The 14,173-nt window shown below is 50.1% G+C and carries 13 protein-coding genes; 5 read left to right on the top strand and 8 right to left on the bottom strand.

Annotation, left to right across the window (positions count from 1 at the left end):
• Window positions 1-13: 13 nt before the first annotated feature.
• The 8 genes from XMM312_RS10830 to def form a co-directional block, all read right to left on the bottom strand.
• Window positions 14-583: a hypothetical protein gene (locus XMM312_RS10830; protein WP_173489249.1), complete on the bottom strand. Its 570-nt coding sequence runs from the start codon at window positions 581-583 to the stop codon at window positions 14-16.
• Between the two features lie 114 nt (window positions 584-697).
• On the bottom strand, window positions 698-2,749 hold the full coding sequence (gene glyS, locus XMM312_RS10825) for a glycine--tRNA ligase subunit beta (protein WP_173483712.1): 2,052 nt from the start codon (window positions 2,747-2,749) through the stop codon (window positions 698-700).
• The gene (glyQ, locus tag XMM312_RS10820; protein WP_173482177.1) at window positions 2,749-3,702 is read right to left on the bottom strand and encodes a glycine--tRNA ligase subunit alpha; all 954 of its coding nucleotides are present in this window, start codon (window positions 3,700-3,702) and stop codon (window positions 2,749-2,751) included. The genes glyS and glyQ overlap by 1 nt, the downstream gene beginning before the upstream one ends.
• Window positions 3,703-3,804: 102 nt before the next feature.
• The gene (locus XMM312_RS10815; RefSeq protein ID WP_173489248.1) at window positions 3,805-5,253 is read right to left on the bottom strand and encodes a TrkH family potassium uptake protein; all 1,449 of its coding nucleotides are present in this window, start codon (window positions 5,251-5,253) and stop codon (window positions 3,805-3,807) included.
• Between the two features lie 7 nt (window positions 5,254-5,260).
• Complete coding sequence (trkA, locus tag XMM312_RS10810; RefSeq protein ID WP_173484674.1) at window positions 5,261-6,655, bottom strand: Trk system potassium transporter TrkA; 1,395 nt, start codon at window positions 6,653-6,655, stop codon at window positions 5,261-5,263.
• Between the two features lie 7 nt (window positions 6,656-6,662).
• Entirely contained in the window at window positions 6,663-7,943 is a 1,281-nt protein-coding gene (gene rsmB / locus XMM312_RS10805; protein ID WP_371731476.1) for a 16S rRNA (cytosine(967)-C(5))-methyltransferase RsmB, read from the bottom strand.
• A gap of 22 nt (window positions 7,944-7,965) precedes the next feature.
• Complete coding sequence (gene fmt, locus XMM312_RS10800; RefSeq protein WP_217363584.1) at window positions 7,966-8,898, bottom strand: methionyl-tRNA formyltransferase; 933 nt, start codon at window positions 8,896-8,898, stop codon at window positions 7,966-7,968.
• 57 nt (window positions 8,899-8,955) lie between these two features.
• Window positions 8,956-9,471, bottom strand: coding sequence for a peptide deformylase (def, locus tag XMM312_RS10795; RefSeq protein ID WP_173482181.1), 516 nt, complete (start codon window positions 9,469-9,471; stop codon window positions 8,956-8,958).
• A 139-nt stretch (window positions 9,472-9,610) separates the two neighbouring features.
• On the opposite strand from def, the gene XMM312_RS10790 reads away from it, so the two are divergent.
• From XMM312_RS10790 to aroE, 5 genes are read left to right on the top strand one after another with little or no spacing between them, the layout of a single operon-like run.
• Complete coding sequence (locus tag XMM312_RS10790; protein ID WP_254442934.1) at window positions 9,611-10,633, top strand: LysM peptidoglycan-binding domain-containing protein; 1,023 nt, start codon at window positions 9,611-9,613, stop codon at window positions 10,631-10,633.
• Window positions 10,634-10,686: 53 nt separating this feature from the next.
• Window positions 10,687-11,760 (top strand): DNA-processing protein DprA, encoded by a 1,074-nt coding sequence (dprA, locus tag XMM312_RS10785; protein ID WP_173489247.1) that lies wholly within the window; start codon window positions 10,687-10,689, stop codon window positions 11,758-11,760.
• Window positions 11,761-11,792: 32 nt separating this feature from the next.
• Window positions 11,793-12,353, top strand: coding sequence for an L-threonylcarbamoyladenylate synthase (locus XMM312_RS10780; RefSeq protein WP_173482183.1), 561 nt, complete (start codon window positions 11,793-11,795; stop codon window positions 12,351-12,353).
• Between the two features lie 15 nt (window positions 12,354-12,368).
• The gene (gene hemF / locus XMM312_RS10775; protein ID WP_173489246.1) at window positions 12,369-13,289 is read left to right on the top strand and encodes an oxygen-dependent coproporphyrinogen oxidase; all 921 of its coding nucleotides are present in this window, start codon (window positions 12,369-12,371) and stop codon (window positions 13,287-13,289) included.
• On the top strand, window positions 13,286-14,113 hold the full coding sequence (aroE, locus tag XMM312_RS10770; protein ID WP_173489245.1) for a shikimate dehydrogenase: 828 nt from the start codon (window positions 13,286-13,288) through the stop codon (window positions 14,111-14,113). The genes hemF and aroE overlap by 4 nt, the downstream gene beginning before the upstream one ends.
• Window positions 14,114-14,173 lie beyond the last annotated feature (60 nt).

The following is a 14,173-nucleotide window of genomic DNA, read 5'->3' as shown; positions in this document are numbered from 1 at the left end:
AATCGTCGCTAAATTAACTGTGCATCGCTTGAGTGAATCCGTCCATTGAAAATCTAATAGTAAAATCAGAACTAGACTTCGGTTGATAGTCGATGAACGTATGGCTTTCAAACATGTTTAAAAGTAGCTGGTTGTCATTTGGGATGGTCGGTGTGACAAATTGAAGATCGGCCCGCTTATCGTCACAACTGGCAGTAAAAGAGATAGGTATCTGATTGACGAGTGAGTGATAAATAGAAGGGCTGCTAAGGCAATCACTGACGCTGAGAATGAAGCCGGTTGTTAGAGCTCCATCCGTGTCATCACCAAAATACACCGCATATTTATCAAATTCATTAATGCTTCGGTGGAGATGTGTCGCAGAGAGAGGCTTGTTAAGCATATTAAATGGAATCATTTCGAACCCAATATAACTGTTCAAACCAAGTGCATATTTGATCTCTTCACCATTCGGGTGCTGGTTAAAAATGATAATTCGATCATCCTCATTGGTTATGGGTTTATCTAGGAAAAGTGTGTAAAACACTAAAAGGCCAATAATGAAATAGGCGATGGCGGTGAGTTTGGGATTAACTTTTTGCATCTTGCATCCTTGCAGTCAGTGGTTTGATTCAACACTATGCAAAGTAGTAGAAAAGCAGATATTTACAAATAAAAAACCCGAGCAGTGCTCGGGTTTTTTGATGGCCAATTAAGTTTAGCCAGCCAATTCGGAGATATCGGCGATTCCACCAAATAGCTCTTTAAGTTGTTGCAGCATCGCAAGACGGTTTTGCTTAACGTCAGCGTCATCTGCCATGACACGAACCTCTTCGAAGAAGCGGTCGATTGGCTGACGAAGATCAGCTAGAGCTTGAAGAGCGCCCTGGTAATCGCCTTCACCTGTCATTGATGCAACTGAACTGCTTAAACCCTTGAGTGCTTGAGCAAGCTCTTTTTCAGCCTCATCAGATAGCAGTGCATCGTTGATAGCGGTAGACGGTGTAGAATCTAGTTTCGCAAGGATATTACCAACGCGCTTGTTGCCAGCAATCAGTGCTGAGGCCGCTTCAAGTTGTGTAAAGGCCGCAACAGCATGAGCACGACGCACAAAGTCTAATGGTTTGCTTGGGCGAAGACCGTGGATCGACAGGTAGATCTCAGCGCTAATGCCCTCTTCTTCAAACCAGAAACGGAAGCGTTCCAGCATGAATTCAAAGACATTATCAGCAGCACTGTCCAAAGCAGGGAGTGCTTGGTAGTTTGATGCTGCAGTCTGAAGAAGCTCTTTAAGATCAAGATCTAACTCATGTTCAACGATAATACGAAGCACGCCCAATGCTGCACGACGCAGTGCAAATGGATCTTTAGAACCTGTAGGCGGCTGGTTGATCGCAAACAGACCGACTAGTGTGTCCAAGCGATCTGCCAAGGCTACAGCAATGCCCGTTTTAGAGGCAGGTAGATCGTCACCGGCAAACTTTGGCATGTACTGCTCGTAGATCGCCTGTGCAACTTCTTGCTCTTCACCATCGTGCAGTGCGAAGTGGTAACCCATAAGGCCCTGAAGCTCTGTGAACTCATAAACGGTATCTGTTAGCAGGTCACACTTAGCAAGTTGTGAAGCACGAGCGGCAAACGCTTCATTACCGCCAATCAGTTTGGCAATGGCAGTGGCCGTTGCTTCAATGCGAGCAGCTTTGTCGGCGACTGTGCCAAGCTCGTTTTGGAATACGACACTCTTTAGCTTCTCTAGGCGATCAATAAGAGGCGCCTTCTTGTCCGTTTCAAAGAAGAACGCAGCATCAGCTAGGCGAGGGCGAATCACCTTCTCGTTGCCTGCAATCACCTGCTGAGGATCTTTAGACTCAATGTTTGAGATCGTAATGAAGTACGGCATCAGCTTGTTGTTGCTATCGACAAGGTGGAAGTACTTCTGGTTCTCTTTCATTGAAAGGATTAGGACTTGCTCAGGTACCTCAAGGAAGCGCTCTTCAAAACGTCCAGCCAATGCAACAGGCCATTCGTTCAGTGCACAGACTTCGTCCAGAAGATCTTCGTCAATCTCAGCAGTTCCGCCAATACGAGCAGCTTCAGCTAGCACTTGTTCACGAATCATTTCACGACGCTCAGCGAAGCTAGCCACAACTTTACCGGTGTTACGAAGCGTGGCAGCGTATTCACCTGCAGTCATCAGCTCAATATCATGTGGGTAGTGGAAGCGGTGGCCACGTGATTTACGGCCAGAAGTGACCTCAAGTAGAGTACAAGGCAGAACCTCATCACCCAGCAGCGCAACGATCCATTTAACAGGGCGAACAAACTCAGTACGGCTAGCCGCCCAACGCATACGCTTAGGAATCGGCAGGCCGCTCAAAGCGGTCTCAAGCATTCCTGGTAGAAGTTCTGAGGCAGGTTTGCCAACCTCAGTACCGCGGTAGACGTAGTAGTCACCCTTGTCGGTATTCTCAATGACAAGGTCTTCAAGAGAGACACCGCAGCTGCCAGCAAAACCTTTAGCGGCCTGTTCAGGTGCTTTTGCAGAGGGGCCGCGTTTTTCAATGTTACGATCAGGCTGTTGGCTGTCTAGCTCTTTAACCAATACGGCCAAGCGACGTGGAGCAGCAAATAGCTCTAAAGATGAAAAGTTAAGCTGAGCATCGTTCAGTTGAGCCGTGAGGCTTTTACCCAGTGCGTCTGACAGAGAGAGAAGTGCACCCGGTGGTAGCTCTTCAGTACCCAGTTCAAATAGAAAATCTTGATTACTCATTACTCGGCTCCCTCCAGTGATGCTAGGACCTCTTGGCGAATAGACTCTTCTGCCATTGGGAAACCAAGCTCTTTACGCTTGTTGTAGTAAGCTTCGGCAACACCGCGAGCTAAGGTACGAACACGAAGAATGTAACGTTGACGCTCAGTCGCAGAGATCGCGTGACGCGCATCCAGTAAGTTGAAGGTATGCGATGCCTTCATGACCTGTTCATAAGCCGGTAGCGGTAAGCCGACATCCAGCAGTTTTTGACACTCTTTTTCGTAGTGCTCAAAGTTGCTGAATAGGTGTGGCACATCGGCGTATTCAAAGTTGTAAGTCGACTGCTCGACTTCATTTTGGTGGAATACATCGCCGTAGGTTACAACGGTACCGTCCGGTGCCTTAGACCAAATCAGATCGTACACACTGTCTACCTCTTGAACGTACATTGCTAGACGCTCTAGACCGTAGGTGATTTCGCCAGTGACCGGGTAACACTCAAGACCGCCAACCTGTTGGAAGTAAGTGAACTGAGTGACTTCCATGCCATTCAGCCAGACTTCCCAACCAAGACCCCAAGCACCCAATGTAGGTGATTCCCAGTTGTCTTCTACAAAGCGTACATCGTGTGTCAAAAGATCAAAGCCAAGACGCTCAAGCGAACCAAGGTAGAGCTCTTGGAAATTGTCTGGGTGAGGCTTCATCACAACCTGAAATTGGTAGTAGTGTTGAAGACGGTTTGGGTTCTCACCGTAACGGCCATCGGTTGGGCGTCGGCTTGGTTGAACGTAAGCTGAGTTCCAGCTCTCTGGGCCGATAGCACGCAGAGTGGTAGAAGGGTGGAAAGTACCAGCACCCACTTCCATATCCAGTGGCTGAACAATTACACAGCCTTGCTCGGCCCAATACTGTTGTAGGGCAAAGATAAGACCTTGGAAGGTGCTTACATCAGGTTTGACAGTGTCGGTCACGACAGAAGTCCTCGGCTAGGATTTTTTGCAAAAAATTAGCCGAGAATTATACAGCATTCCTTAAGAATTTAAGAGGGGCGTAACCCTATCCATTTAATAGGGTTATCGGCGCCAGAAAGCCGGTGTTAGTAGGACTAATAAGGTAAATACCTCAAGACGTCCAAGCAACATCGCAAAGACCAGAATCCATTTGGCGGTAGTCGGTATGTCACCATAGTGTGCCGCAACATCACCAAGGCCTGGGCCAAGGTTGTTGAGCGTAGCGCCCACTGCCGACCATGCCGTTACTTGATCCAGTCCAGTGGCTAGCAGAGCTACCAGCATCACCACAAAGACGATCAAGTAGACCGAGAAAAACCCCCAAACCGCTTCAAGCACTTTATTTGAAATTGGGCGTCTTCCCAACTTCACTGGCATGATTGCGTTCGGGTGAATCAGGCGCATAATTTCACGGTAACCCTGTTTTAGAATCAGCAGTAGACGTATCTGTTTCATGCCACCACCGGTCGATCCTGCACAGCCCCCGGCAAAGGCTGCCAAGAAGAGTAAGAAGGGCAGCATGGCGGGCCAGTGTGCAAAGTCCGCGACGGCAAAGCCGGTCGTCGTTGCAATGGAGACAACCATAAAGACCGCTTTGCGCAGCGCCTCAATCGATTCATAGGTACCAGTAAAGTCGAGCACAAACAGCGTAAACAGCGACAGGCTGATCAGAGAGAAGAGGTAGAACTTGAACTCTGGATCTGAGAAGTAGTGGGCGACACTGTGCTGTCTCCAAGCGGCAAAGTGAAGGCCGAAGTTGATCCCCGAAAGCACCATAAAGAGTACACAAATCATCTCGATCAGTGCGCTGTCATAGAATCCAATACTGGCATCGTGTGTTGAGAACCCGCCAATGGCAACAGTAGAGAAACTGTGGCCAATCGCATCGAACAGCTCCATTCCTGCCGCCCAGTAGCCCAGTGCGCAGGCAATCGTCAGCGTCAGGTAGATGTTCCAAAGCGCTTTGGCAGTTTCGGTGATTCTAGGTGTCAGCTTTGAATCTTTTACCGGGCCAGGTGTTTCAGCGCGGTAGAGCTGCATCCCACCGATGCCCAGCATTGGCAGTATCGCGACGGCTAGTACGATGATACCCATACCACCTAACCACTGCAGCTGCTGTCGATAGTAGAGCAGGGACTTGGGAAGCGTATCCAGTCCAGTAATCACTGTTGCCCCTGTTGTTGTCAGACCAGAAACGGCCTCAAACAGAGCGTCGGTAAAGGTAAAGTTTGTTTCGGCCGAAAAGTAGATAGGTAACGAACCGAAGAAGCCCAGTACCGTCCAGAATAGAACGGTAATTAAGAATCCGTCGCGTGTTCTAAGGTCTTGGCGGACTCGCATGAAGGGGAGCCAGATTAAGAAACCGGTACACAGAGTGACGAAGAAAGCCCCAACAAATGCTTGAATATTGCCATCGTCGTAGATCATCGAGACGAGGGCTGGCGGAAGCTGAGTGATGCTGAATATCATCAACAGCAGGCCAAGTATTCTGAGAATCACTTTGAAGTGCATGGGAGCCTCAGAAGAAGGTTAGGCCGACGGTAAAGAGCTTCTCTACCTCGCCAATTTGACGGTTATCGATAAGGAACAGAATGACGTGGTCGCCATCTTCAACCACGACGTCATCGTGGGCAATCAATACCTGGTTGTCTCTCACAATGGCACCGATGGTCGCACCTGCGGGTAGCGCAATATCCTCAATGGCGCGCCCAACTACTTTAGAGCTTGACGGGTCACCGTGGGCGATCGCTTCAATCGCCTCTGCTGCACCACGGCGCAGAGAGTGAACCGCTGCTACATCACCGCGACGAACGTGGGCTAGTAGGGCACCAATGGTGGTCTGTTGTGGTGATATGGCAATGTCGATAACGCCACCCTGGACAAGGTCAACATAGGCCGGGTTGTTGATCAGCGTCATCACCTTTCTGGCGCCTAAACGTTTGGCCAGCATCGACGCCATGATGTTAGCTTCGTCGTCGTTGGTTAGGGCACAGAAGACATCGACATCATCAATATTCTCTTCGAGAAGCAGTTCAGAGTCAGAAGCGCTGCCATGCAGAACAATGGTGCGGTTTAGATCGCGTGCCAAGTGGTTGCATCGATCTAGGCTTCGCTCAATCAGTTTGACCTGGAAGTCATCCTCAATCGATTCGGCTAGTCGGAATCCGATGTTGCCACCCCCGGCAATCATGATGCGTTTATAAGGGTTATCTAATCGGCGCAGTTCGCCCATAACCGAACGTATATCGCCAGCAGCGGCAATAAAGAAGACCTCATCGTCCGCCTCAATGACCGTGTCACCGGTTGGAATAATAGGGCGGTCCTGTCTGAAAATGGCTGCCACACGAGTGTCGACATTGGGCATATGCGCTCTAAGTAGGGCGATCTCACGACCCACCAGTGGGCCACCGTAATAGGCCTTAACAGCAACCAATTGCGCTGCACCATCGGCAAAATCGAGAACCTGAAGGGCGCCTGGGTGATGGATCATTCGGGCAATGTGTTGTGTCACCAAGTGCTCAGGGCTGATCAATACATCAATTGGGATGCCGGCAACGTTGTTCTCTTTCTGCGTATTGAAGAGCTTACCTTCAGAGTAGTTGTAAGCTTGGTCACGAACTCGGGCAATCAACTTTGGTACGCGAAAATGCGACCAAGCGACCTGGCAGGCAACCATGTTGATCTCATCTGAGTTAGTCACTGCGATCAACATGTCGGCATCTTCTACGCCAGCGCTATGCAGAATAGTTGGCAGTGAAGCTTGGCCTTCAACCGTACGAATATCGAGGCGGTCGGCAAGTTCTCTGAGTCTTGGGCCATCGACATCAATGACAGTAATATCGTTGGATTCACTGGCGAGATGCTCTGCTAGAGAGCCACCCACCTGTCCTGCACCCAGAATAACAACGTTCATGTAACGCTTAAGCCTCTTCTATTCGCTTGATGCGGGCGTAGTAGAAGCCATCATGGCCTCCATTTTGTGGAAACAGCTGCCGACCGGCAGGTCTCTCTATGCCCCATTCTGCGACTATTTTGCACTCTTTCGCATCCGAGTGCTCTTTCAAAAATCGTTCGACAACACGCTCGTTCTCTTGTGTGAACACTGAGCAGGTTGCATACAGCAATGTACCACCAGGCTTGAGCATATCCCATAGGTTATTAAGGATCTCAAGTTGAGTGGTTGCAAGACCCAGGAGATCTTCGTTACGACGCAGTACTTTGATGTCAGGATTACGACGAATGACACCGGTAGCACTACAGGGCGCATCCACCAGAATGCGATCGTAAGCGTCACCGCTCCACCAATCCCGTTGAGCGGCATCACCGACAATGACACCCGCACTCTGTTCTAGTCGTTCTAAATTCTCTTCGATGCGCGCGACTCGTCGAGGCTCTAACTCCAGCGCATCGATCTCAATATCATCTTCCAATTCAAGAAGGTGGCAGAGTTTTCCACCGGGTGCGGCACAGGCATCGAGTATGCGTTCGCCCGCTTTTACACCCAGCAGTTCTGCAGCCAATTGTGCCGCTTCATCTTGAACCGATACGTGCCCCTCTGCAAAGTGTGGCAGCTTATCCACAGAGCAGGGCGACGTTAGGTAGATGGCATCGCTTGAGAACAATCCAGCGGTTGCTTCGATTTCTGCACTGTTCAGTATCTTAAGGTATGAATCACGATCGCTTTTCGAACGATTGACCCGCAGACACATCGGTGGGCTCTGATCGTTTTCGGTCATTATGCTTTGCCAGTGATCGGGCCAGTTGTGCTTGAGTTTAGCGATTATCCACTCAGGGTGATTCCAGCGGCCAGTCTCGGTCTGCTGGATATCAGCTTCTAAACTATCTTTTTCACGCTGGTAACGACGCAACACGGCGTTCAACAGTTTGGCGGCCCAAGGCTTACCCATCTGCTTAGCGCCTTCAACGGTTTCGTTGATGACAGCATGTTCAGCCGTCGAGAGATGTCTCAATTGGTAGAGCGCGCTCAACAGTAGGGCAAAGACGTCAGTGTCCTCTTCTCTAAAAGGCTTGCGCAGACACTCACGGCTGAGCGCTTCAAGCTGTGGATAGAAACGAAGCGTGCCGTAGCAGATCTCTTGAAACAGAGCGCGGTCACGAGGTTCAACTCGAGAGAGCATGCCTGGCAGTCGGCTAGAGAGTGAACCGTTGTGTTGTAACAGCTGCGATAGAAAAACAGCCACTTGCACCCTTAGGTTAGCGGTATTACTCAAAGCGCATACCCTCTACAAACGGGTGGTTGTTTGAATTGAGAAGGGCCGACGCTTCAGTGGCGCGACCGCCTGGCATCTGAATGGTTTTGATCAGCAAAGAGCCTTCGCCACACCCGATCAGGACGCCCTGTTTATCGGCTTTGATCAGAGCACCAGCATCACCGGCTTCTGATTGTGCTTCCGCTCTCCAGATGCGGACGCTTTTATCATCAAGGGATGTGTAAGCCACCGGCCAAGGAGAGAGGCCGCGAACTTGACGGGCGATCGCGTCTGCCGACTCAGTCCAGTCGATTTTACCTTCAGCTTTCTCAAGCTTATTGGCGTAGTTAGCTAACGCATCGTCTTGAATTTCTGGAGTTAACTCGCCTGCTAACAGTGCAGGTAGTTGCTCAACCAGCATATTGGAGCCGAGTACTGCTAATCGATCATGCAGTTCTCCGCTACTCTCCTGTTTATCGATTGGCGTAAACACCTTAGCCAGCATAGGCCCAGTATCCAGCCCAGCCTCCATCTGCATCAGCGTCACACCGGTCTCTTTGTCACCTGCCAGCAGTGCACGGTGGATCGGAGCAGCACCACGCCAACGCGGTAGAATAGAGGCGTGTACGTTAACGCAACCCAGTTTTGGTGTATCCAATACAACCTGCGGCAGTATCAAGCCGTAGGCAACAACAATCATTAAATCAGCGTCGATCGCAGCCAGTTCCGCCTGAGCCGCTTCATCACGCAGTGAGAGTGGTTGAAACACGGGAATATTTGCTTGCAGTGCAATCTGCTTAACGGGGCTCGCTTGTAACTTCCTACCACGGCCCGCTGGTCGATCGGGTTGGGTGTAAACGGCTACCACATCAAAGCCGGAATCGATCAGAGCCTGTAGATGAGAGGCGGCAAAATCTGGGGTTCCGGCAAAAATAATTTTAGACAATTCGATATCCTAAAATGAAACAGGCTTGCCAAGGTGAGCGGCAAGCCTGTCTGATCTTTAAGCCTGAGCGGCTTCTAATTTATGTTTCTTCTCGAGTTTTCCGCGGATTCGATCACGTTTTAATCGAGAGATATGGTCAACAAATAGCTTACCATTCAGATGATCCAGCTCGTGCTGAATACAGACCGCTAGCAAACCGTCAGCAATTAACTCATAAGGTTCGCCATCACGACCAATCGCATTCAGCTTAACGCGCTCTGGGCGAACGACGTTTTCGTAGAAGCCAGGGACAGAGAGGCAACCCTCTTGCATCTGTTCAGTCTCGTCGGTTAACACTTCAAAAGAGGGGTTAATTAGAACCAGTGGCTCATTGCCCTCTTCGGATATATCGATTACGACGATCTGTTTATGAATATTGACCTGTGTTGCGGCCAGACCAATGCCCGGAGCGTCGTACATGGTTTCAAACATGTCATCGATGATCTTGCGTACCTCATCATCGACCGTCTCAACCGGTTCAGCAATGGTGCGAAGGCGCGGGTCTGGGAACTCTAAAATTTTAAGCAGTGCCATACCGTTTAGTGATCTCTCTCAATCGGATAACTAGTAACATTGTTAATATTGTCTATTATACCTATTAGGACTCTGTTTGCATGTGGTACACGTTAAGCAGTGCAATCGAATAGATAAGCGTCAAACGCTGAAGGACAGTATGTTTAAACGGATAAAACAGATCGCTGCCGTTGCATTGGGTTTAACCTCTATGCTGGTGCAAGCTGACACCATCAAGTTGGCGCAAGATGCCCCCTCGGAATACACCGTTGTTAAAGGGGATACCCTGTGGGATATCTCCGCGCGTTTTCTCAAAAGCCCTTGGCTCTGGCCTAAGGTTTGGGAAGTAAACTCGCAGATCTACAACCCTCATCTGATCTATCCTGGAGATGTCATCTACCTCTACTGGGAAGATGGTGAGCCACGCCTAGGTCGTAAACCAGGTACTCTGGTATTAACGCCTGAGGTTAAAGTCGTGCCACGCGAAGAGGCTATCGCTTCGATCCCTCTGCGTGATGTACAAGCCTTTCTCAATGATAGCCGAGTGGTTGATAATCAAATGTTAGCGGATGCGCCCTACGTGCTGGGTGGTAAAAACCAACGCATCCTCGCTGCCAATGATGATCGAGTCTATGTTCGAGGTGAATTGTTAGATGACAGTCGTCAGCAATCTCTCTACCGTCCTTTGATCGAGTATGTAGATCCCAACACCGGTGAGTCTTTAGGTTATGAGCTACACCGCGTCGCTGATGCGCTGGTACGTGGTTCTGAAGGCGACACAATCAGTGTTGATATTCGCAACAGTACTGAAGAGGTGCGTTTAAAAGATATTCTGATTCCAACCGGCGAAGCGCCGTTGGTGACTCGGTTTATGCCGCGCCCGGGTCCAGAGCTCGAAAATGTTGAAGTCATCGCCGTATTAAATGGCGTTGCCAACATTGGTCAGTTTAACAGTGTCACAATCAATGCTGGCGAGCGCGAAGGAATCGAACCAGGCAGTGTCTACGCGATCTACAATCGTGGCGAAGAGATTCGTGACCCTAAAACAGGTGAAAAACTTCAACTACCAGCCGAGCGTGCCGGTGAGTTGATGGTCTACAAAGCCTTCGACAAGGTCAGTTATGCGCTGGTGATGCGTGCAACCGAAGTGATTCAGGTTGGTGACCCACTTCGTCAGCCTTAACGTCACAATATTAGACAATCGCTGCACAAGGATGTGCAGTGTCAGGAGCAAGGATGCCAGCCGAATCGATCGACTGGGTTGCACTGCGCCTTTTGGCTATGCGACCCGCTTCCAATTTAAAATTCATTCAACACACTGACTGGCCTGATCGGCTAAAAGACTCTAAGTGCTTAATAGAGCAGTTAGAGCTTTTTAACGAAAGTCAGTTCGCTGTCAGGCAGATAAAGTCACTCTACGATCATGCCGAAAAGCATCTAAATGTCATTAAAAACATAGATTGTGACGTTATCTGCTTTGAAGATAGCCGTTATCCCGAATTGCTTAAATCGATCTACGATCCGCCCGTGGTGCTCTTCTCAAAAGGCAATGTGCAAGCATTGAGCGACCCTCAAGTCGCTATGGTGGGTGGGCGAAAATCATCCAGCTTGGCCCGTGCAACCGCACAGCGATTTGCTCAAGAGTTAACCCAATCCGGCGTACATGTCACCAGTGGATTAGCCATAGGCATTGATCACGCAGCTCATCTCGGCGCAATACAAGCCGGCCCCGGTTCAACAATCGCCGTTATGGCAAACGGCCCAGATCTGGTTTATCCACAACGGCATCAACGGCTGGCCCAGCAGATATTGGACTCAGGCGGGCTGTTAGTCACTGAGCAGTTGCCCGGTATCCAGCCCAGGCCCTACCTATTTCCAGAGCGTAATCGCATCATCAGTGGTATGAGTTTGGGAACCCTAGTCGTTGAAGCCGCTATTAAGAGTGGATCACTGGTCACGGCGCGTTTGGCGCTGGAGCAGGGGCGGGAGGTATTTGCCATACCGGGTGCGATTACCAATGAGCTTGCAAGAGGCTGTCACCATCTAATTAAAGAGGGAGCTCAGTTGGTTGAAACGGTTTCCGAAATATTGGCGTCACTCTATCTACCGCTTACTACAGATCGTGTTGAGACGCCGCCCATTGAGTCTGAGGATCCCATAATCCGTGCACTGCATCAGCAGCCGTTAACTGCCGATCAGCTTGCAGCAAAGCTCAGTATTCCGATTGGGCAGCTTCAACGTCTGCTCGTGGAACTAGAAATCTCAGGAATTATTGGCCGAGAGGGAGCCCGTTACGTCGTTCTTCGGTAGAATAGCGTTTTTTCCAAAGTAAGATTCTGATTATGGTGAATGATTGGAGCATTAAACAGGCCGTAGAAGTGGTCCAGCAGGGTGGCGTAATTGCCTATCCTACAGAGGCGGTTTGGGGGTTAGGTTGTGACCCTTGGAACGAGCATGCCGTGAAACATCTGTTAGCGGTTAAACGCCGCCCTATGCATAAGGGCTTAATATTAGTGGCAGCCAATATTGGACAGGTTGAACCACTGCTGCAGAATCTGACAGCCGAGCAGCGTCAGGTTGTTGAGGCAAGCTGGCCTGGACCCAATACCTGGTTGATACCGGATACCGACGAGATGATCCCTGAGTGGGTTAAAGGCCAGCACAGCTCTGTTGCTGTTCGTGTCTCTGCACATCCCATCGTGCAGGCGCTCTGCAACCGTGCCGATATGCCGTTGGTATCAACCTCGGCTAACCCCTCATCTGCAGTACCTGCAAAGAGTAAGTTGAGAGTAAGTACTTACTTTGGAAATAGAATTAATTATCGTGTTCAGGGCGCATTAGGCGATTCGGATCGACCATCCGTGATTCGTGATGCACTGACTGGACAGACCCTACGAGTTTAGAGACGGAGATTGCGAATGAGCAAACCGAGCGTAGCAGAAGTAAAAGCCTTCTTAATGGATCTTCAGGATCGTATCTGTAATGAACTGGCAGCAGCCGATGGTGGCGCTGAGTTTGTTGAGGACTCTTGGGATCGACCCGAAGGCGGCGGTGGCCGAAGCCGAGTCATTACGAACGGTGCGGTGTTTGAAAAGGGCGGCGTTAACTTTTCGCATGTTCACGGTAATCAGATGCCTGCATCGGCAACTGCGCACCGTCCTGAGCTTCAAGGCCGTAACTTTGAAGCGATGGGTGTCAGCCTTGTGATGCACCCTAAAAATCCTAAAGTGCCGACCTCACATGCCAATGTTCGTTTCTTCATTGCGGAGAAAGAGGGCGAAGAGCCAGTTTGGTGGTTCGGTGGCGGATTTGATTTGACCCCTTACTACGGCAATGAAGAGGATTGTGTTTTTTGGCACCAAGTGGCTAAAGACGCTTGTGACCCTTTTGGGGACGATGTCTACCCACGCTATAAAAAGTGGTGTGATGACTACTTCTTCTTGAAGCATCGTGGTGAGCCTCGCGGTATCGGCGGCCTCTTCTTTGATGACCTGAATGAGTTGGGTTTTGATCAAAGTTTTGCGCTGATGCAGTCCATTGGTAATGCCTACACCAAAGCCTATGTACCGATTATCGAGCGCCGTCGTGATGAGAGTTATGGTGAAGCCGAGCGTGATTTCCAATTACACCGTCGCGGCCGTTACGTTGAATTCAACCTAGTGTTTGACCGTGGCACTCTGTTTGGATTGCAGACCGGTGGCCGAACCGAATCGATTCTGATGTCGCTTCCACCGGAAGTGCGCTGGGACTACAACTGGGCGCCTGAACCCGGTACAGAAGAGGCGCGTTTGACCGATTACTACCTGCAATCTAGAGACTGGTTAGGCTTAGAAGCATGATCGATCAGTACCGAGTGACAGGCAATCCGATCAAACATAGCCTGTCACCCAGAATTCATAGCCACTTTGCTCAGACAACGGGTGAGTCTCTGAACTACACCGCTCAGCTGTTAGAGGCGGATACCTTTACGGACACGCTGAGGGTTCAACTGACCTCTGGAGAGATCAAGGGCTCTAATGTGACCCTGCCGTTTAAAGAGCTGGCTTGGCAGCTTGCACAGGAGCGCACGGCGCGCGCTGAGACAGCCGGTGCAGCCAATACTCTCTGGTTAAATGAGCAGGGCGAAATTTGTGCTGATAACACCGACGGCATTGGTCTGTTAACTGATCTAAAGAACAACTTGGGTTTGGAATTAGCCGGCAAACGCGTCTTGATACTGGGTGCAGGTGGTGCTGTGCGTGGTGTCATTCAGCCGATGTTAGAAGCTCAGGTTGCTAGCGTTGTGATAGCGAATCGCACGGTATCAAAAGCTCAGGTTATTGCCGATGTCTTTGCGGGCGCTCCCGTCTCTGCTTGCGGCTATGAAGACATTACTGGGCCGGCTTTCGATCTGATCGTCAATGGCACTTCGGCCAGTATTGGCGGTGAGTTGCCCCCTGTGCCTGCTGAAGCGATCGATGCCAACAGTTGTGGTTACGACATGATGTACGGTGCCGAACAGACGCCATTTTGTGCCTGGTGCGAACAGCATGGTGCACGTGCCATAGACGGTCTGGGTATGTTGGTTGAACAAGCGGCAGAGTCCTTCGCAATTTGGCGAGGGGTAAAACCCGAAACAGCCGAGATTCTTAATCAGCTCAGATCCGAACTGCAACACAAATAGCATTGACTTAGAGGGGGGAGCGCTTCAGTCTAAGGGTATCAATTCGCTGTATTGGATGCC

The sequence above is a fragment of the Marinobacterium sp. xm-m-312 genome (assembly GCF_013283295.1).
Taxonomy (GTDB): Bacteria; Pseudomonadota; Gammaproteobacteria; order Pseudomonadales; family Balneatricaceae; genus Marinobacterium_E.
The sequence above is the reverse complement of the archived record's forward strand: the minus strand, read 5'-3'. Positions and strand labels throughout refer to the sequence as shown.